At 44.7% G+C, this 19,215-nt stretch carries 16 protein-coding genes and 1 riboswitch; of the genes, 10 read left to right on the top strand and 6 right to left on the bottom strand.

Going from position 1 to position 19,215, the window contains the following annotated elements; all coding sequences use genetic code 11:
- Window positions 1-12 precede the first annotated feature (12 nt).
- From pdxJ to B2337_RS11200, 8 genes are all read left to right on the top strand, one after another.
- The gene (gene pdxJ, locus B2337_RS11235) at window positions 13-744 is read left to right on the top strand and encodes a pyridoxine 5'-phosphate synthase (RefSeq protein ID WP_292361732.1); all 732 of its coding nucleotides are present in this window, start codon (window positions 13-15) and stop codon (window positions 742-744) included.
- A complete protein-coding gene (gene acpS, locus B2337_RS11230) occupies window positions 741-1,121 on the top strand; it encodes a holo-ACP synthase (RefSeq protein ID WP_292361733.1) in 381 nt (126 codons plus the stop codon). The genes pdxJ and acpS overlap by 4 nt, the downstream gene beginning before the upstream one ends.
- Before the next feature lies 1 nt (window position 1,122).
- A complete protein-coding gene (gene cysM, locus B2337_RS11225; protein WP_292414807.1) occupies window positions 1,123-2,010 on the top strand; it encodes a cysteine synthase CysM in 888 nt (295 codons plus the stop codon).
- A 64-nt stretch (window positions 2,011-2,074) separates the two neighbouring features.
- The gene (locus B2337_RS11220) at window positions 2,075-4,138 is read left to right on the top strand and encodes a hypothetical protein (protein ID WP_292414806.1); all 2,064 of its coding nucleotides are present in this window, start codon (window positions 2,075-2,077) and stop codon (window positions 4,136-4,138) included.
- 11 nt (window positions 4,139-4,149) lie between these two features.
- Window positions 4,150-4,746: a YdbL family protein gene (locus tag B2337_RS11215; RefSeq protein WP_292414805.1), complete on the top strand. Its 597-nt coding sequence runs from the start codon at window positions 4,150-4,152 to the stop codon at window positions 4,744-4,746.
- A gap of 84 nt (window positions 4,747-4,830) precedes the next feature.
- Window positions 4,831-6,159: a 23S rRNA (uracil(1939)-C(5))-methyltransferase RlmD gene (gene rlmD / locus B2337_RS11210; RefSeq protein ID WP_292414804.1), complete on the top strand. Its 1,329-nt coding sequence runs from the start codon at window positions 4,831-4,833 to the stop codon at window positions 6,157-6,159.
- 152 nt (window positions 6,160-6,311) lie between these two features.
- Window positions 6,312-6,390: riboswitch (cyclic di-GMP riboswitch) on the top strand.
- A 19-nt stretch (window positions 6,391-6,409) separates the two neighbouring features.
- Window positions 6,410-7,159 carry a choice-of-anchor K domain-containing protein gene (locus tag B2337_RS11205; RefSeq protein ID WP_292361738.1) on the top strand — a complete coding sequence of 250 codons (750 nt, stop codon included), beginning with the start codon at window positions 6,410-6,412 and terminating at the stop codon, window positions 7,157-7,159.
- An 81-nt stretch (window positions 7,160-7,240) separates the two neighbouring features.
- Window positions 7,241-8,386 (top strand): DNA alkylation repair protein, encoded by a 1,146-nt coding sequence (locus tag B2337_RS11200; protein ID WP_292361739.1) that lies wholly within the window; start codon window positions 7,241-7,243, stop codon window positions 8,384-8,386.
- A gap of 89 nt (window positions 8,387-8,475) precedes the next feature.
- Here the strand turns inward: B2337_RS11200 and ppsA are convergent, their stop codons facing one another.
- A complete protein-coding gene (gene ppsA / locus B2337_RS11195) occupies window positions 8,476-10,833 on the bottom strand; it encodes a phosphoenolpyruvate synthase (protein WP_292361740.1) in 2,358 nt (785 codons plus the stop codon).
- Window positions 10,834-10,838: 5 nt separating this feature from the next.
- Window positions 10,839-11,729: a pyruvate, water dikinase regulatory protein gene (locus B2337_RS11190; protein ID WP_292361741.1), complete on the bottom strand. Its 891-nt coding sequence runs from the start codon at window positions 11,727-11,729 to the stop codon at window positions 10,839-10,841.
- Window positions 11,730-11,828: 99 nt separating this feature from the next.
- Between B2337_RS11190 and B2337_RS11185 the strand changes: the two genes are divergently transcribed.
- Complete coding sequence (locus B2337_RS11185) at window positions 11,829-11,990, top strand: hypothetical protein (RefSeq protein ID WP_292414803.1); 162 nt, start codon at window positions 11,829-11,831, stop codon at window positions 11,988-11,990.
- 880 nt (window positions 11,991-12,870) lie between these two features.
- Window positions 12,871-13,473 (top strand): transcriptional repressor LexA, encoded by a 603-nt coding sequence (gene lexA, locus B2337_RS11180; RefSeq protein WP_292414802.1) that lies wholly within the window; start codon window positions 12,871-12,873, stop codon window positions 13,471-13,473.
- A 45-nt stretch (window positions 13,474-13,518) separates the two neighbouring features.
- On the opposite strand, the gene galU is transcribed toward lexA, so the two are convergent.
- Genes galU through B2337_RS11160 form a run of 4 tightly spaced genes read right to left on the bottom strand, consistent with a single transcriptional unit; the run spans window position 13,519 to window position 19,158 of the window.
- Entirely contained in the window at window positions 13,519-14,364 is an 846-nt protein-coding gene (galU, locus tag B2337_RS11175) for a UTP--glucose-1-phosphate uridylyltransferase GalU (protein WP_292414801.1), read from the bottom strand.
- A gap of 34 nt (window positions 14,365-14,398) precedes the next feature.
- On the bottom strand, window positions 14,399-16,150 hold the full coding sequence (locus tag B2337_RS11170) for a sugar phosphorylase (RefSeq protein ID WP_292414800.1): 1,752 nt from the start codon (window positions 16,148-16,150) through the stop codon (window positions 14,399-14,401).
- 9 nt (window positions 16,151-16,159) lie between these two features.
- A complete protein-coding gene (locus tag B2337_RS11165; protein WP_292414799.1) occupies window positions 16,160-17,383 on the bottom strand; it encodes a glycosyl transferase in 1,224 nt (407 codons plus the stop codon).
- A 17-nt stretch (window positions 17,384-17,400) separates the two neighbouring features.
- Window positions 17,401-19,158 (bottom strand): HAD-IIB family hydrolase, encoded by a 1,758-nt coding sequence (locus B2337_RS11160; RefSeq protein ID WP_292414798.1) that lies wholly within the window; start codon window positions 19,156-19,158, stop codon window positions 17,401-17,403.
- Between the last annotated feature and the right edge of the window lie 57 nt (window positions 19,159-19,215).

Below are 19,215 nucleotides of genomic sequence, written 5' to 3'. Positions count from 1 at the left end.
TTAAGGAACATCATGTCGATTTATCTTGGCGTCAATATTGATCATGTGGCTACGTTAAGACAAGCCCGCGGTACCCGTTACCCCGATCCGATTCAGGCGGCTATTGAAGCCGAACAAGCCGGAGCTGACAGCATTACATTGCATTTACGCGAAGACCGCCGGCATATCCAGGATCGCGATGTCAAAATGCTGGCGGATATTCTGCAAACTAAAATGAATCTGGAGATGGCGGTCACCGAAGAAATGCTCAGCATTGCCGAACATTATCGACCAGCCGATTGTTGCCTGGTACCGGAACGTCGTGAGGAACTCACGACCGAAGGTGGACTGGATGTTGCCGGTCAGCAATCACGTATGCATGATGCCTGCGTTCGCCTGGCTGAAGCTGGAGTAACAGTTTCATTGTTTATTGATCCGGAATTAAAACAGATTGAAGCAGCTGTTGCCTGCGGTGCTCCGGTGATTGAATTGCATACAGGTCGTTACGCAGAAGCCAGTTCCGCTGCAGAAGCTAAAAAGGAACTGAAAATTATCCGTAAAGCTGCTGAACAAGCTCATGCACTGGGACTGCAGGTTAATGCCGGTCATGGTTTGCATTATCACAATGTGCAGCCGATTGCAGCTATTAAAGAGTTGGTTGAACTCAATATCGGTCATGCCATTGTGGCTCGCTCATTTTTTACTGGCTTTCAGTCTGCAGTTCGTGAAATGAAGCAATTGATGCTGGAAGCCCGTCGCGGATGATCAGTGGTATTGGCACAGATTTAGTGCATATTCCGCGGATAACAGAAATGTTAAACAAATACGGCGATAAAGCGGCGCAGCGGATTCTGGATGCCAGCGAGTTCGAGCAATTTCAAAAAAACAAGCAACCGGCAGCATTTCTGGCAAAACGCTTTGCCGCTAAAGAAGCCGCAGCTAAAGCACTGGGAACTGGATTTCGTGATGGTCTGAGCCTGCAGCATATTGCAGTTCGCAATAATAGTCTGGGTAAACCAGAGCTGATATTTCATGACTATGCCGAGCGATTATTATCCCAAAAAAATATTCAGACGGCCATGCTCAGTCTGAGTGATGATGGCGATTATGCCACCGCTTACGTTGTATTAGTGGAAGGCTGAGATGGCTGAATATCCGACGATTGAATCTTTTATTGGGAATACACCGCTGGTGCGTTTGCAGCGCCTTCCCGGTGAGACCAGTAATATCATTCTGGGCAAGCTGGAAGGCAATAATCCTGCAGGCTCTGTAAAAGATCGGCCGGTCGCCAGTATGATTCGTCATGCGCAGCAACGTGGCGATATCCAACCGGGCGATACACTGATTGAAGCCACCAGTGGTAATACCGGTATTGCTCTGGCAATGGTCACGGCCATTCTGGGGTATCGCATGATTTTGATTATGCCGGAAAGCATGAGTCAGGAACGCCGTGCATCAATGCGGGCTTATGGCGCAGAAATTATCCTGACCGATGGAATGGAGTCGGCACGCGATTTGGCGTTGCAAATGCAGGCGATGGGAGAGGGTAAAGTACTGAACCAGTTCGGTAATTTTGATAATCCCCTGGCACACTATGAAACTACCGGGCCGGAAATCTGGCGTGATACAAAAGGTGAAGTAACCCATTTTGTCAGTGCCATGGGAACCACCGGCACGATTATGGGGGTATCCAGATATCTAAAAGAACAGAATTCAGAGGTGCAGATTGTTGGTGTGCAACCGGTTGACGGTGCAAAAATTCCCGGCATCAGACGTTGGCCAGAAGCCTACCTGCCGGAAATCTTTGAACCGGAAAGAGTTGATCTGACGCTGGATATAGAGCAGGAGGTTGCTGAAGAAACGATGCGTCGACTCGCCAGTGAAGAAGGTATCTTCTGTGGCGTTTCATCAGGCGGCAGTGTTGCTGCGGCATTACGTTTATCGGCAACGGTCAGCAATGCGGTAATCGTCTGTATTATTTGCGACCGTGGTGATCGTTACCTTTCCACGGGTGTGTTCCCTGCAGAGTAATGTCCGCCACGACGGGATATCCACGAGGGTCTGTTGATTTTTCAGAGTCACAACAGAGGCGCCCATGAAAAATAAACTGACCCTGTTTTTAACGGTTTTGTTACTCGTAGCAGCCACATCGGTCTGTGCAATAGAACAGGTATCAATCCAGATTGGTAACTGGTCAAGCGAACAGGTTGATATCAGTGGTTTGCAAGTGGAAATTGATTTAAAAACCACGGGGTTGGTTATTAGCGCCACTGCCAACGGTGTTCAGTTAGCTGAACCTTTTGGCCGATTATCAGATGTCAGACTTCATTGTGACACGCTACGCTGGGTATCCGGACAAATTGACTGTCAGGCCGGTCAAGTCGACTTCACTCATGCACAATGGGGCAGTCAAAAATTATCGTTTAGCGTTCAATCCCAGGTCGAAGAAGACAATTATCAGCTTTCACTTAAAAACATTCGGATTGAGCAAGGCCAATTATCCATTCAGGCCAGTTATCAACAAGGCGACTGGCAAGCTGAGCTAACCGGACAGCAACTTGCACTGGCGAGCCTGATGCGTGTTGTCAGCCCCTATATTAACCAGCAACAGCTTAATCTGTTTTCACAATGGAATGTTAATGTCATCGCCGATATTGAGGCTAAACTAAAAGGCCAGCAGCAAAATCTGACATCAGCTTCGGTTACCGGCGCACTAAGTAATGTCGGATTTTCTGACCCCAGTGGACGTTATGTAGCAGAAACAGTAGACGCGCAGCTCACGCTGGAACTGCAAGCCGAGTCGGGAAGCTGGCGCTGGGAACAAACCCTGACTGTCGATGATGGGCAGGCCTATTTTGAACCCATATTTTTAGATTTGGCTGAACAGCCCGTCATGCTAAGCAGTGAGGGGCAACTTTCTTTCAACGAACAACGTTGGCAGATACAAAAGCTGCGGTTTGAACACGGAGAATCTGTTCAGGCAGCGGGACAATTGCAGGGGCAAAATACGCAATTACAACACCTGAAAATGGATCTGAATAGCAGTGACATAAGCATATTGTATAAAGACTGGCTGCAGCCGTTTATTCCGGGATCCTCGCTGAGTCACTTGCAGGCAAGCGGGCAACTTGATGCCGATATCCAATGGGACAATGAGCAGTATCAATTCATAGTGGATCTGCAGTCAGTCAGTTTGGCAGATGAGGCTGGGCGATTCAGCATTGACAGGCTCGGAGGGCAAATGGCCTGGACCAACCAAACGGCGGTATTGCCGGTCATATTAAGCTGGCAATCCGCATCAGTTTTATCGATGCCTTTGGGCGGCTCAACATTGCAGGCAGAAGTCAGTCAGAATCAGATTCAGTTTACCGACAGTTTGTTATTACCAATTCTGGACGGTGAATTAACACTGAATAATTTTCAATTAAGTCTGGCAGAAGAACAGGGAACACGCTGGCAGTTTCAGGGCTTATTAAGTCCGGTTTCGATGGATCAGCTAAGCCGTTTGCTGGGCTGGCCTGAACTGCAGGGAAAATTATCCGGTATGATTCCAAAAGTCAGTTATGCTGACGAGATCATCAGTGTGGATGGGGCGCTGTTATTGAAGTTATTTGATGGCACAACGGTAATAAAAGATCTTCGTTTACAACAGCCGTTTGGAAGCCTGCCTCAGCTTTATGCGAATATTGATATAAACCGTCTGGACTTACAGACACTCACCAGTACCTTTGATTTTGGTAATATAAGCGGCAAAATTAACGGGCGAATACATAATCTTCGCTTATCCAACTGGCAACCCGTGCAATTTGATGCGGTATTTATGACGCCGGACAAGGATCCTGGGCGCCGCCGAATCAGTCAGCGTGCAGTGAATAATATTTCGCAGATAGGTGGTGGTCCGAGTGCGATTTTATCGCGGGGCTTTATGGGCTTGTTTGAAGATTTTTCCTATCAGAAAATTGGTCTAAGTTGTCGGTTGATGAATTCGGTCTGTCAAATGGATGGTATCGAAGCAACCGAGCAGGGTTACTATATTGTCAAAGGTGGCGGTCTGCCTCCATGGATTAATGTAGTCGGCTACACCCGGGAGGTGGATTGGCCGGAATTAATTGCCAGATTAAAAGCGGTCAGTCAGAGCGACGGACCGGTCATTCAATAAAGGAAAGTCTAATGCGTTTATTTAAATGGTTAATGGGCACTACAGCGGGCTTGATGCTGATTTCCTGCGTCACCATCAATATTTATTTCCCTGCTGCTGCCGCTGAAAAAGCCGCAGACAGAATTATTGAAGATGTATGGGGACGGGAAACCCAACCGCAACCGAGTGCGCCTGAGGAGAAGGAGACCAGTGAAGTAAACCACAATACTCCTGTTGCGTTAAAAGTATTGAACTGGATGGTGTCACCTGCCCATGCAGAAGCTAATATCAATATTAATTCGCCGGCCATTAATGCCTTACAGGCGAAAATGAAACAACGTCATGAGCGCTTACATCCGTTTTATCAAACCGGAGCAATTGGCTTAACCAGTAACGGTTTGATTACCTTACGAGAAGCTTCAGCCGTGCCGCTTAAAGATCGCAATACTGTTAATACACTGATTGCAGAAGAGAATCAGGATCGCAAAGCGTTATATGCTGAAATTGCCCGCGCCAATGGTCATCCTGAATGGGAATCAGATATCCAGGAAACCTTTGCCAGACGCTGGATAAGTAACGCAGCTAAAGGCTGGTGGTTCCAACAAGGTGGCAGTTGGAAGCAAAAATAATAATCTCATCACTGGAAAGTCCGGTTGTGCCACGGCATAACCGGACTTTTTTTATGACTATCCAATTTAAACAGGTTTGAACAAATGGCACGACGTAATCAAAGAAAACGGCTACCTACTGAAGCTGTCCAGGCAAATATCGAGAGTCTTTCACATGATGGTCGTGGCATTGCCAGAATTGAAGGCAAAACGGTTTTTGTTGATGGTGCACTAGCTGGTGAGAACGTGTCTTTTCTCTATACCCGGCTGCATAAAAAATACGATGAGGCCAGAGTGATTTCTGTCGAAAATGCTTCCGTGGATCGCGTTGAAGCTAAATGCCGGCATTTTGGTGTGTGTGGTGGCTGCAGTCTGATGCACATGTCTCCACAAGCCCAATTAAGCTTGAAACAAGATACCTTAAAGGAGCAACTTTCGCATTTTGGTCAGCTTACTCCTGAGCAGTGGTTGGCTCCCTTAACTGGGCCATTATGGGGCTATCGGCGAAAAGCCCGTCTGGGTGTTCGATATGTGACAAAAAAAGAAAAAGTTCTGGTTGGTTTCCGCGAAAAGGGATCACCATATCTGGCTGAACTATCTCAATGCGAAGTCCTCGACCCTCGGGTGGGTTTACGTCTGGAAGAACTAGGCAAAATGATTGCCGGACTGGAAGCCTACAACCGTATTGCCCAAATCGAAGTTGCAATGGATGATGCCAACACTGCACTGGTATTCCGTAATCTGGATCCATTGTGCGAAACCGATATACAGAAATTAATCCACTATGGTCAGCAACATGATTTATGGATATATCAACAACCGGGTGGGCCGGATACCGTCAGCCCGTTATGGCCGGAAGCACCACAATTGCACTATGCTCCTGAAGAAGGGCTCAGACTGGAATTTGCACCGGGCGACTTTACCCAGGTAAATGCCGGTATCAACCATAAAATGATTGCCAAGGCGATTGAATTACTGGATTTGCAGGAAACAGATCGGGTTCTGGATCTATTTTGTGGATTAGGCAACTTTACACTACCTCTGGCTAAGCGTGTCAGCAGTGTGGTTGGGGTCGAAGGTGATAAATCGCTGGTGGCGCATGCTCAACGTAATGCGCAACTCAATGGTTTGGATAATGCTGAATTTGAAATGGCTGATCTGACTGTCACCCAACTTAAAGACTATCCATGGGCAACAGCCGGGTTCACCAAAGTATTACTGGACCCGCCCAGGAGTGGCGCTTTAGAAGTTCTTGGTCAAATTGCTGATCTGGGGGCCGAAACTATTGTTTACGTATCCTGCAATCCGGCAACGTTGGCTCGTGATGCCGGAGAGTTAGTCAATCAATATGGTTACACGCTCATGCAAACAGGCATCATGGATATGTTTCCACATACCAGTCATGTTGAATCCATAGCTTTATTCAAAAAATGAATAAAAGATTCGGGTGAATAAACCTTTAAAAATATCTCAGAATGTGACTAAGTACGCGAAAAAGTGACTGATAGTACCAAGGTACAATGGTTTTCAGGTTTTTTTTCTCTAATATAGGCACCGTTGCTCAAAGTATGAGCCGCAATAATATTAATACAGAGTGCCAACCTTGGTGTGAACCAAGAGACGGAAAACCACGGGTCTTAATGAAAAGACAGCCGGGTTGCTTTTTTTCTGAAAAGGAAATTTTATGAAAAATTTGCTACTTTTTGTTTCACTTTTAGCTGTTTCATTAACCGCTAATGCCGCTACATTCCAGGGCAGTACTTCAGGCACTTTTGAAAATCCTACTGGTCCTTCCGGTATGGTTACTTCAGGTGTTGGTACTGACCATTTTACATGGGGCGAAGGTGCTCTGACTCACTATACTTACGAATATAACAAGGTTTGTCACGGTTTTTTCTGTTACAACACGAAAGATAAGGTTGCTCAATATTCAGACCCAAGTTCGTTAACTTATTACAATACTGGTTTTAATACTGAGGTTAATCAGACTTTTGTTGCGGGATATCTAAACTTCAATAACGGTATCATTTATTCTGGCACTCAAGCTGAAAGTGTTGATTTAGCACTGACTCTTGATTTCAGTAGTCCGTCTTTATTTTCTGAAACCTTTACCTATGGATTTTCACTTGATAATACAGTGAATCCTGAAGGTGACAGCATCACTTTCCTGAATTCTGTACCGACGAAGTTTTTAAGTCACGAAGGCACAGATTATTTCTTTGAATTGACCGGCTTTGGGATTCATACCAAACATGGTATTAAACTGGTGGATGAAATCTTCCTGAAAGAAGGTAAAGACAAAACAGTTAAATTGCTTGGCCAATTTACTTCAATGCCATCTGCAGTGCCTTTACCTGCAGCAGTATGGTTATTCGGTTCTGGTTTAATGGGCTTTATAGCTCTGCGTAGAAGAGCAAAATTACAACAAGCTTAAACCTCTCGTAAATACCGTAAAATAAAAAACCGTGGTTTTATACCACGGTTTTTTTATGTCTGAAATATGCGAGTAATACATATGGAAAAGTCTGATATGCCGGCTGAAACCAATGCAGCACCTTTATTGAAAGATCATATCAATGCCGGATCCATCGAAATACTAGCCCGGTTAATCAAACAATATAAGCCGTCTTTTCCGGCAGATGAGTTTATACAAAAGTCGACTGATGATCTGGAAGCTAAGCCGCTTAAAAGCCGAGTCAGCCACCTGAGCACGGTATTAACGGAATTATTAATTGAGGATTATTCAGACACGGCTAAATGGCTCAAACAGCTTGCTGACAACTGGCCAGATAAAAATATTAATAAGGGCTGGTACAGTTTTATGGCATGGCCATTAATCGACTATGCTGGCAAACAAGGATTGCATCAGCCTGAAACGGCATTGGATTTATTAAGTCATTTGACTCGACTGTTTACCGCTGAATTTGCTATCAGGCCCTATATCGACCAGCATTTTGAGTTAACCTATCATCACCTGCTGCAATGGAGCCAGGATGCTGATGAGCATGTCCGAAGACTGGCTTCCGAGGGAATGCGACCAAGATTGCCCTGGGGAGGGCATTTAACAGCCTTGAAACTAAATCCCCAGCCAATATTTACGGTACTTAATTATCTCAAAGATGATCATAGTCGCTATGTACAAAAATCGGTCGCCAACAATCTGAACGATATCAGTAAAGATCATCCCCAACAGGTTATTGAGCTTTGTGGTGATTGGTTAAACGATTCAACAGCCCAACGCCGCTGGATTATTCGTCATGGTCTCCGCAGTCTTATTAAAGCGGGGGAGCCCGCAGTATTTCCATTACTGGGATTCACTCAGAAGCCTCGAGTCCAGGTTGATTTAGTTCTCACTGAGCAACAGCTAAAACTGGGGGAATCGCTGGTTCTGCAGGCCGAAATACATTCTGCAGCAGATCAAACCCAGGTATTGGTCGTGGACTATCGTGTATGGCACGTTAAAGCCAACGGTACGACCACTGCAAAAGTATATAAATGGAAAAATATCGAGTTACTGGCAAGAGAAAGTATTCGTCTGAGTAAGTCACATGGATTTTTAAAACTCACTACCAGACAGTATTACAGTGGCCGGCACACCTTTGAAATACTTATCAATGGGGTGGTTTACAATCAAGCCTCAATGAATCTATTGCTTGACTGAATTTTACCTAAACGTATTGCCGGAAAAACGCTGAACGAACACATAACACTAAGAGCCCCGCAGGGCTCATAGTATTTGTAGTGCAAATCTTACTGTTTGGCTAATGCCTGCCAGGTACTGACGACAGTATCCGGGTTTAATGAAATACTGCTGATACCTCGCTCAAGCAGCCATTCTGCCAAATCAGGATGATCTGAAGGACCCTGACCACATATACCGATATATTTATCGGCTTTGTGACAAGCTTTAATCGCCATATCCAACATTGCCAAAACGGCTGGATCGCGTTCATCAAACGCTTTAGCAATTTGTGCTGAATCACGATCCAGGCCAAGTGTCAGCTGTGTCATATCGTTAGAACCGATGGAAAATCCATCAAAGAATTCAAGGAACTGATCGGCAAGTACTGCGTTTGAAGGTAATTCACACATCATGATCACACGCAGACCATTTTTACCACGTTCCAGTCCGTTCTTTTTCAGAATCTTAATAACAGCTTCAGCTTCAGTTAATGTACGAACAAAAGGAATCATGATTTCGACGTTGGTTAAGCCCATTACATCACGGACACGTTTGATTGCTTCACATTCCAGTTCAAAGCAAGCTTCGAATTCAGGCGAGCTGTAGCGTGCCGCACCACGAAAACCAATCATCGGGTTTTCTTCGTGAGGTTCAAATTGCGCGCCACCAATCAGATTGCCATATTCATTCGATTTAAAATCGGACATACGTACAATCACTTTAGATGGATGAAATGCTGCAGCAATGGTCGAAACGCCCTCAGTGATACGACTGATATAAAACTCAACCGGATCACCGTAGGCGGTGGTTCTTTCTTTAATTATCTGTTGTACTTCAGCATCCATTTTATCTGCGGCCATTAAGGCTTTAGGGTGAATGCCGATAGTGTTATTGATAATGAATTCCAGCCGGGCCAAACCAACACCATCGTTAGGCAGTTGTGAGAAACTCATGGCACGATCCGGATTACCCACATTCATCATGATTTTGACGGGTAATTCGGGCATTTGATCCAATGACTGAACACGGTGTTCAAATTCCAGAAGTCCCTGGTAAATATAACCTTCATCGCCTTCAGAACAGGAAACCGTTGCCGAAATGCCTTCAGCGACTTTTTCAGTGGCATCGCCACAACCAACGACTGCCGGAATACCTAATTCACGCGCAATAATGGCTGCATGACAGGTACGTCCACCACGATTGGTTATAATCGCGGCTGCTTTTTTCATGATCGGTTCCCAATCAGGATCGGTCATGTCAGTTAATAAAACGTCACCGGCTTCAAATTGATCCATTTGATCCAGGCTGCTCAAAATCCGGACCCGGCCGCGGCCTATTTTTCTGCCAATCGCGCGACCTCTTGCTAATAACTCACCTTTGTCTTTCAGGATGAATTGTTCAGTGACATTTACACTGCGGCTTTCAACAGTTTCGGGACGTGCCTGGACAATATAAATCTGACCATCATTGCCATCTTTGGCCCACTCAATATCCATTGGTCTTTGATAATGCTTTTCGATAACCATCGCCATGCGGGCCAATGACTCAATTTCTTCATCATTCAGACAAAAGTGTAATCGTTCTTCGGGGTCTACATCGACGGTTTTAACGGGTGATTTATCGTCTCCGGAATAAATCATTTTCAGCGCTTTCTGACCGAGTGTTCTGCGTAATACCGCCGGGCGTTCAGCCGCCAAGGTTGTTTTATGAACATAAAACTCATCGGGATTTACCGCACCTTGCACGACCATTTCACCAAGGCCGTAACTACCGGTGATAAAGACGACATCACGAAAACCACTTTCTGTATCCAACGTAAACGCGACACCGGCAGAAGCGATGTCAGAACGCACCATCTTTTGAATACCAGCAGATAAAGCTACTTCACTGTGCTCAAAGCCCTGATGATCGCGATAGGCAATTGCCCGATCGTTGAATAGCGACGCAAACACTTCTCTGATGGCAAACTTGATATTGTCTAAACCGGAAACATTGAGAAAGGTTTCCTGTTGACCGGCAAATGATGCATCCGGTAAATCTTCTGCAGTTGCAGATGAACGAACAGCCCAGCTGGTTGACGTACCATATTCTTGAACTAATTTGTGATAAGCCTCATCAATCGCGGCTTCCATTTTTTCCGGATAGGGAATGGTCATGATCCAATCACGGATGGTTTTGCCCGCTTTTTGCAGCGCCACGACATTGTCCACATCCAGTTCACGTAATAAATCGTTTATCTGGTCTTGTAGCCCGTCATGTTTTAAAAACTCTCTGTAGGCATCCGCTGTGGTTGCAAAACCGCTTGGTACGGCGACGCCCAAAGGTGCTAAATTCTGCAACATTTCGCCTAAAGACGCATTTTTTCCACCAACTCTCCCGACATCATTCATGCACAACTTATCGAGTGGAATTACATATTCGGTCATGGCAACTACCTTAAATTTTTAGTTTTATTAAATGTAATGGTTGATTCGCGGATGCGCTCACGCGCAAGCCCCATGGAGCGAACAACACGGCTGGATATTTCTTCAATAGAGGTATTCGTAGTATCAAATACCGGAATATCAACTTTCTCAAACATACTCATTGCTTTATCTAGTTCTCGCTGACAGATTTCCAATGAGGAGTAATTACTGTCAGGGCGACGTTGGCGGCGAATACGACTCAGGGGTACAGGTTTAATGGTCAAACCGGCAAGTTTATGCCGATGAATTTTCAGATACTCCGGCAGTTCTTCTGCTTCCAAATCTTCCGCGGTCAACGGATAGTTAGCCACTTTAAGGGAAAAGTTCATGGCTAAATATAAGCTGGTAGGCGTTTTACCGCAACGTGAAACACCCACTAAAATGATATCAGATTCTTCATATTGATCCGGGCGAATGCCGTCATCATGAGTCAGTGCATAGTCAATCGCATCCAGACGTTTTTGATAGGTGGTATCACTGATCGAAATTCGTGAAACACCTTGTTTCTGAGAAGATTGCACCTGAAGAAACTCTTCCATAGAACCGATAAACTGATGAAACAGGCTGATTACAAAGCCATCACAATCTTCGATAATCTGTTGGGCTTCGTTATTCACTAAGGTGCTGAAAACCAGAGGCGGTAGATCAGATTCTGTACACAGCGCGTTAATTTGTTCGCGAGCATCTTCTGCTTTTTCTTTGGTATCGACAAAAGCCAGTGTAATTGTTTCGAACTCAATTTCAGGAAATTGCGCTAATAAGCACTTTCCATAAGATTCTGCCGTTAAACCGGTACGATCCGATACAAAAAAAACGTTTCTGATTGGTTGGTTATAATTTTCGGTTAGTTCACTCATCTAGTAATGATGTGCTGAAATGGCTGTTTTGATCAACAAAAAGTTTGGAGGCGCTGGGGGCAAGCTTGAATACAAATTTTAGAAAACGAAGATAACTCTTTGTATCGTAAATTACGAGCGGTTATTACCTATCATATTGCGCCGAGAGAACATGAAGTTTCTGACAGAGTGGCAATGCTGAATGAACGTTATTTTGCGGCATTATTAATGGTCATTCTGGACATGTTTCCGCCGGTAAAACAGTCAGGTTTGGCAATTTAAATGTGTAGTAAGAAGGCTTTACGCAAACGCCCCAATGACATAAATATGCAGAGGCTGGGTTTTCTATTTAGCAGGGAAACGATATCCGACTGTTTGCTGCTTTAAACCGCTGAAACTGAATTATAAAAAACAAATGTCCTGAAAGAATCTTATGTTCTATTCCTCAAGGAATATGAATTCAGATCCAACTTCAGGACATCAGTGTCTGCTATGTTTCATAGCCACTACTGTAGGGATTCTTTATTTGGCCCAACAACTGCCTTGGAAATGACCCTAAAGCACCATCAAAATCAGACCAGTTTAACGAGATCTGACCCTTAAAATGTTCAGGCCATCAATAAACCGAAAGCTACAAGCCCTATGCAGGCGAGCGACATAACTATTATAAATTCGATGAAATGTTCCATTAGCCATTCTTCAAGTTTGTGCATGATAAAACTCCTTAATAACGGTTAGATATTTCGTCTATCCGTTATCAATTATCAAGCTGTATCACCCAGAAGGCATTGATCTGGATCAAATCATAGCCATTAGGTTTATCCTTGATGGCAGGCCATTTAAAGCTAATTCTGAACTACGATAAATACCATCCGATTGCGACCAAACCCAACCAGAAAACGGTGAATAGCAGAATGATATGTGGAAACTTCTGCATCAAAAATTCATCAATCTTTTTTAACATTTTTGCCTCATACACCAATCATTTTCGACTAATAAAGATACCATCTGCAAATTGATTATGCCAGTCAAAAACAATGCTTCTTCCATGATTTCAATGATATGGCCGGTGATGCAAAAGAAATAAAAATATTTCTTGTGTATGCAGTAAAAATTCTCTATATTTTCTCTTCTCGTTATATTCTCATGTCAGGTGAAAAGTATGCTAACTAAAAGACAACAAGACACGCTCAACTTTATTCGCCAATACATTAATGAAAATGGTGAAGCACCTTTAGTCACTGAAATTGCCGAGGGGCTGGGTATCAGTTCACAGGGTACCGCTCACAGATATATTCAGGCTTTGATTGATGGTGGCTATCTGGAACGGCTGACAGGCAGAACGCGAGGGTTGAAGTTGAATGAGCAGGTGTTTTCAGAGCAATCACTGGTTTTTCCGATGATGGGAAAAATCGCGGCCGGACGTTTGATCGAGGCCGTAGCCGATGAGTCTGAAATTGACCTTGGTAGTATGTTCAAAGGGAAAGGTCGTTATGTCTTGAAAATCAGTGGTGAATCCATGATTGGCAAAGGCATCATGTCGGGTGATTATGTGGTTGTAGAATCAACAAGACAGGCAAGGCATGGTGACATGATTGTGGCACTGGTTGATGGTTATGATGCCACCCTTAAAACCATGCTGGTCAATAAAGATGGCACCATTACCTTAATGCCGGCAAATGAAGCGTTTGAACCTGTGAAGATTGATGCTAAACGACTCAGTATCCAGGGGGTAGTGGTGGGGCAGTTGCGAACTTATCCCTGAATAGCGGTTGCGTGAAACTTAACAGCCGGTTTTTACCTGGCAGGCTTAACCATACTGTTGAGTATAGTAATAATTGGTTGCTTCGACATAACCCGCGATACTGCCGCAATCAAAACGATGTCCTTTAAACTTGACTGCCAGTACCGGTTTTTCCTGAGCCATTGCCCGTATGGCATCGGTAATCTGTACTTCGCCATTGGCACCTGGGGGAGTATTACGCAGGTAATCAAAAATATCGGGCGTCAAAACGTAACGCCCGATAATGGCCAGATTACTGGGCGCATCTTTCGGTTTAGGCTTTTCAACCATATCGGTAATGCGATAAATATCGGGTTCAATTTCATCACCGGATATCACACCATAGCTACCGGTTGCGTCGGCTGGAACTTCTTCTATTGCCACGATGCTGCATTGATGTTTCTGATAAAGATCGACTAACTGGCCTAATGCACGTTTGCCACCGGATTCAGGTGTCGCGCATAAATCGTCTGCCAGCAATACCGCAAAAGCTTCATCGCCTATTATCGGCTCACCTGTGAGGATGGCGTGACCCAGTCCCAGCATGGCGCGCTGACGCATAAAGATAAAATCACAGGAATCCATTACATTGCGAATGTCGTCAAGATGAGATTCCTTGCTGGTTCCGTAAATCTGATGTTCCAATTCAAAACTGGTGTCAAAGTGATCGGCAATAGCCCGCTTTCCGCGTCCGGTAATAAAGCCCATGCTATGCAATCCAGCCTCCATGGCTTCTTCAACTCCATATTGGATCAAAGGTTTATTAACAATTGGCAACATCTCTTTTGGCATTGCCTTGGTGGCTGGTAGAAAACGGGTGCCATACCCGGCGACCGGGAAAAGACATTTACGGATTGAAGCTTTTACTGTCATGAATATTGATCCTTGTGGTTTATTGCGGTGGAAATCAGCGATTACTCAACCACACACATTGGTATGGAGAGAGCTGAATTTCACTTTGCCAGGAGTCGATAGCAGCACTACTGACTAGATCATGCCAATTGTCAGTAGCGACCAGGTTGAGATCGGCAATACGCAGTGTTTGTGATTTATCACTGATATTAAATATACAGAATATGCTTTGGCGACGATCAATACTTTGTCTCCAGAAGCCAAATAAAGCATCGCCAAGTTGCAAAGTATATTGCGTAGCATTGGGATGAAAAGCCGGTTGTTGCATGCGAAGCTTAATCAGTGCAGTGAGTTTCTGATAAATCCGTGAATGATTATTGTCGGGATGTTCAAGTGCTGCCCGAATGGCCGTATCATCCCATTGATGACGATTAATTGCGCGATTATGCTGATGTTTCTCCAGCCGTTGGTAATCATTGCCGGAGGCTAACAGACTATGAATATAAATTCCCGGTATACCTTCGAGTGCCAGCATAATTGCATGGGCACAGATAAACCGGGCCTGTTGCCACTGATCGGGACCTTTTAGTGTTCCCTGCAACGCATCGAATAGCGCAATATTGATTTCATAGGGTTTTTTAATACTGTTTTCAGCGGCACGCCAGGAAATTTCACCACCAAAACCCTGCATGGTAGAGATCAGAGCGGCAATTTCACTATCCGTTAACAGACCTTCGGCAGGCCGCAGGCCAATACCGTCATGTGAGGCAATAAAGTTAAAATAGGCAGTACCATTTTGCGCGGGTGGCATACTCATAAGCCACTGGCGCAAATAAAAACATTTACCAGTTATTAAGGTGTTGAGTAATAACGGGGGTAACGAAAAGTTATAGATCCAATGGGCTTCATTGGCGTTACCAAAATAACTGAGATTTTCCCGATTCGGAATATTGGTTTCGGTAATGATTACCGCATCGTTTTGTGCCTGCTCAATCAATAAACGCAATAACCTGATTAGTTCATGTGTTTGCGGCAGGTTCAGACAATTGGTGCCAGCCTGTTTCCATAAAAACGCCACAGCATCCAGGCGAAACAGGCGTATTCCCTGATCCAGATAAAACCGAATTATTTTGACAAAGGTTTTGAGTACTTCGATATTCCGAAAGTCAAAATCGACCTGTTCATGGCTGAAGGTACACCAAACATGCTTAACACCATGAGCCGTTTCTGTTTCACGAAGCAGTGGTGTGATTCGCGGGCGTACCACAAGAGCAGTTGGCGTATCTGCCTCACAGGTATAAAAAAAATCATGACCTTCACCCTGGCCGGCAATAAAATTCTGAAACCATTGGCTACTACTTGAACCATGATTAATCACCAGATCGGCCATCAGTCGATAATCTTTAGCAATGGCATTAATGTCTGACCAGTCACCTAATTCCGCATTGACCTGAAAAAAATCTTTAACTGCAAAACCATCGTCGCTGCAGTAAGGAAAAAAGGGCAGAATGTGTACTGTGTTAATACAGTCAACAAAATAATCGTCTAAAAAGCGTTTAAGTGTCTGCAAAGGTACTTCGTCTTTTTGCAGAACGCTGTTACCGTAAGTAATCATGGCAATATCAGTGGCGTGCCATTTATTCTGGTAGGGTTCCGGAGACTGCGCTTCAGGACTGACTTGCATGATGTCCAATAATTCTTTGGCCAGAGAAGATAGCCTTTCAGCGTCTTCAAGCTCACCATAAACGGTGCTCAGATGATAAAGCACATTGTGGAAAACAGCTGGACGTTCAGAAATCTGTGTCATGTTCATCCTTTAGCCGGTAAATTCCTGATAGTCGTCCTCCACTGCCTGATAGATACGCTCAAATATATCAGGCAAAGCACTTTGCACACGGTTCCAGCTTGGTATGAAAGGAGTCTCCATCGGATTTTCCAGAAAAACCTGTCCCGCATCCATGATGTTACGCGCGAACATTTCTACCGACGCTTCTTCCTGATGAATATCGAATTTAAGGCCATTCATTACGGCATCATTTCGATAGGTTTCTACGAAATCCAGTGCGATTCGATAATAGGTAGCCTTAATACTGCGAAAATGTTCGGCACTGAAAACGGTGCCTTTGGTGGCAAGCTTACGGAACAATGCCTTGGAAATATCTATCGACATTTTCGATAAGCCAGCTTGTTGATCATCGGTAGAAAGATCCTGATGTTTATGATCATAAATATCGGCAATATCGACCTGACATAGACGGTTATTGGCATAGTTTCGGTGCATTTCAGACAGCACGCCAATTTCCAGACCCCAGTCACTGGGGATACGGATATCACTCAATACATCACGACGGAATGAAAATTCTCCCGACAGTGAATATCGAAAACTATCCATGTAATCAAGATAATCACTTGGGCCCATGACCGACTTAAGTGCACGTAAAAGTGGTGTGATTAATAAACGGTTAACACGCCCGTTCAGCTTTCCGCCTGAAATCCGCGCGTAATAACCTTTGCAGAATTCATAATTAAACATCGGATTGGCGACCGGGTATATCAATCGGGCCAGTAGTTCGGTGTTGTATGTGACGATGTCACAGTCATGCAAAGCAATCGATTCGGCTTTGCCAGAGGCTAAAATATAGCCCATGCAATACCAGACATTGCGGCCTTTGCCGGCCTGGTGGGGAGCGAGATTCAAAGCCTGCAATTCAGTATCAATAGCGCTTAATCGTGGTCCGTCATGCCACATTATCCGATGATGTTGTGGCAGATCATTAAAAAATGCCAAAGCATGTTTAAACTCATCAGCATTGGCCCGATCCAGACCAATCACAATTTCTGACAGATACGGGACGGTTCTTAATTGTTGCACAATCGCTGGAAGAGCTTCACCTTGCAGCTCTGAGAATAAAGAAGGTAATAATAATCCCATCGGCCGTTGCTGACTGAACTGCAATAGATCCTGTTCCAGATCAGCCAGATGGCGATGCGTCAGATTATGTAGCGTTGTAATAATGCCATTTTGATGAAAGTCTGCCATGGTGGCCTCTTGTAATTTTAGTGCACGAATGCCGTGCTTATATGCAGCTGTTGCAAGACTTGCTGTACACCTTCTGCCCACCCACGCGGCCCGCAATGTGAAGCCTGCATGACATTGTTATGGCGCGTTAAGGAAGGTAATGAATTGACGGGTGAAGGAATTAATAAAGCCATGTCCGCGGTTTCCAGCATGGCGACATCATTCTGGCTATCACCGATCGCCAGACTGGTAAAACGTTTATCCGGGCAAAAATGTTCGTAAACCTGTTTCAACCATTGAATGGCGCAACCTTTGTCGCATTGTCCTGAAACATGTAAAAAGCGACCGCCAATCAAAACTTGAGCACCACGTTTACGGACTTCTTCAATAAATTGTTTTTGTTTACCCGGATTGCCATGCCATGCCAGAGCTTCACCGTATTGTCTTCTGGCAGCGCGGGCCGCGGCATGCACATCCAGACCGGTCATGGCGATAATTCCATCAATACCGGCTTGTGCAAAGGTAGTGAAATCATCACTGAATAAAGGTTTAACCGAATCGATAATCGATTGCCAATGCGAACGGGGTTGGACAAATTCCTTTATCCAGTACTTGCCACAGATTTTTGTATCTGCAGGTTGGCTGGGGAAATAATTCACTGGAATAAAGACCGCAGCCCCATTTTCACAGATAAAAGGATGCAGGTTATCCAGGGATTCACTGATCTGTTCAATTTCTGATTGAGTTTTGCTACTGACAGGGATAAGTGGTATCTGCAGCTGTTTAAGGTTTGCCAGTACGGGATCGGCTTCATCGTGACGATAGTTATGATGATCCAGCAAACTGCCATCCAGATCAGTAAACACAAGCAATGAGGTTTTGGGACAGGATGCCGCTGGTGTTAATTGTTTTGGACGCGTTAAGGCCACGATATCTCTTTCCATATTAAGTTCAAAAACATAATCCATTTGCTCTGGTAATGTGTCCAGACAGTGTTGAGTGACACGCTGGTAATACTGGATAAAACGGGCGATATCATCTGCATCCATGATTTTGTTGTTTACGGATGTTGCTGTTTGTTGAAGTTTCTCTTCCTGCTGTAGCCGCCAGTCATAGACGCATTCAAAATTAGGGGCTTTGAGCATGATCCAACTATCAACCCGCTGGAATAGAGCCGGGTAGTCCTGCTCTAGTTTTTGATTTACAAAGCGCCGCCAGTTGGCGTCTGGATCTTCGCTTTGTTCTAAAGGGTTCAATGGCGTAACTAACACCTCTTCCGGTTGTGGACATGCGCCCATACACCAGCCTTCCAGGACAATGAATTTTGGTGAGTCTGTTAATACAGGCCACTGTTCAACTGGAAAGCGGTCATCATGTGCCTTATCAAAACGCGGGATCGCTATGTTTTTCCTTTCTGACAGCAATTTATCAATGGTCGATAAGGCCAGTTCAATATCATGTGTACCAGGTACACCACGAGTGGCTAATAAGGGATGAATGGTGCTGGCTAACTCAAGACGTTGCTGATGAGTGAGATAAAAATCGTCTAAGGAGAGGGCAATTGCAGATTGATGGTGTTGGGTGGTCAGTAAGTGAACTAAACACTCCGCTAACGTGCTTTTGCCAGAGCCTTGCGCACCATGGATGCCGATGATTATGGGGCGTTTTGCTCTTTTTTGGTGCAAAACCAATTCATCTGCGATTCCTGTAAACCAATCATCAATTTGTTTTGCATATTTAGCTGAGAGCTGATGCGTGCTCAGAAAATTCTGAATGTTTGCCGGGGGATTGACCATCACCATTGCCTGTTTCAATCAATAATGAAACTGCCTGACGCAAGTTTCGTACCGGTA

The sequence above is a fragment of the Methylophaga sp. UBA3192 genome (genome assembly GCA_002363955.1).
Taxonomy (GTDB): Bacteria; Pseudomonadota; Gammaproteobacteria; order Nitrosococcales; family Methylophagaceae; genus Methylophaga.
This window is presented reverse-complemented; position numbering and strand designations above follow the sequence as displayed.

Coding starts and splice junctions, on each gene's coding strand:
- pdxJ (WP_292361732.1), top strand. CDS start 13: ATGTCGATTTATCTTGGCGTCAATATTGATCATGTGGCTACGTTAAGA.
- acpS (WP_292361733.1), top strand. CDS start 741: ATGATCAGTGGTATTGGCACAGATTTAGTGCATATTCCGCGGATAACA.
- cysM (WP_292414807.1), top strand. CDS start 1,123: ATGGCTGAATATCCGACGATTGAATCTTTTATTGGGAATACACCGCTG.
- B2337_RS11220 (WP_292414806.1), top strand. CDS start 2,075: ATGAAAAATAAACTGACCCTGTTTTTAACGGTTTTGTTACTCGTAGCA.
- B2337_RS11215 (WP_292414805.1), top strand. CDS start 4,150: ATGCGTTTATTTAAATGGTTAATGGGCACTACAGCGGGCTTGATGCTG.
- rlmD (WP_292414804.1), top strand. CDS start 4,831: ATGGCACGACGTAATCAAAGAAAACGGCTACCTACTGAAGCTGTCCAG.
- B2337_RS11205 (WP_292361738.1), top strand. CDS start 6,410: ATGAAAAATTTGCTACTTTTTGTTTCACTTTTAGCTGTTTCATTAACC.
- B2337_RS11200 (WP_292361739.1), top strand. CDS start 7,241: ATGGAAAAGTCTGATATGCCGGCTGAAACCAATGCAGCACCTTTATTG.
- ppsA (WP_292361740.1), bottom strand. CDS start 10,833: ATGACCGAATATGTAATTCCACTCGATAAGTTGTGCATGAATGATGTC.
- B2337_RS11190 (WP_292361741.1), bottom strand. CDS start 11,729: ATGAGTGAACTAACCGAAAATTATAACCAACCAATCAGAAACGTTTTT.
- lexA (WP_292414802.1), top strand. CDS start 12,871: ATGCTAACTAAAAGACAACAAGACACGCTCAACTTTATTCGCCAATAC.
- galU (WP_292414801.1), bottom strand. CDS start 14,364: ATGACAGTAAAAGCTTCAATCCGTAAATGTCTTTTCCCGGTCGCCGGG.
- B2337_RS11170 (WP_292414800.1), bottom strand. CDS start 16,150: ATGACACAGATTTCTGAACGTCCAGCTGTTTTCCACAATGTGCTTTAT.
- B2337_RS11165 (WP_292414799.1), bottom strand. CDS start 17,383: ATGGCAGACTTTCATCAAAATGGCATTATTACAACGCTACATAATCTG.
- B2337_RS11160 (WP_292414798.1), bottom strand. CDS start 19,158: ATGGTCAATCCCCCGGCAAACATTCAGAATTTTCTGAGCACGCATCAG.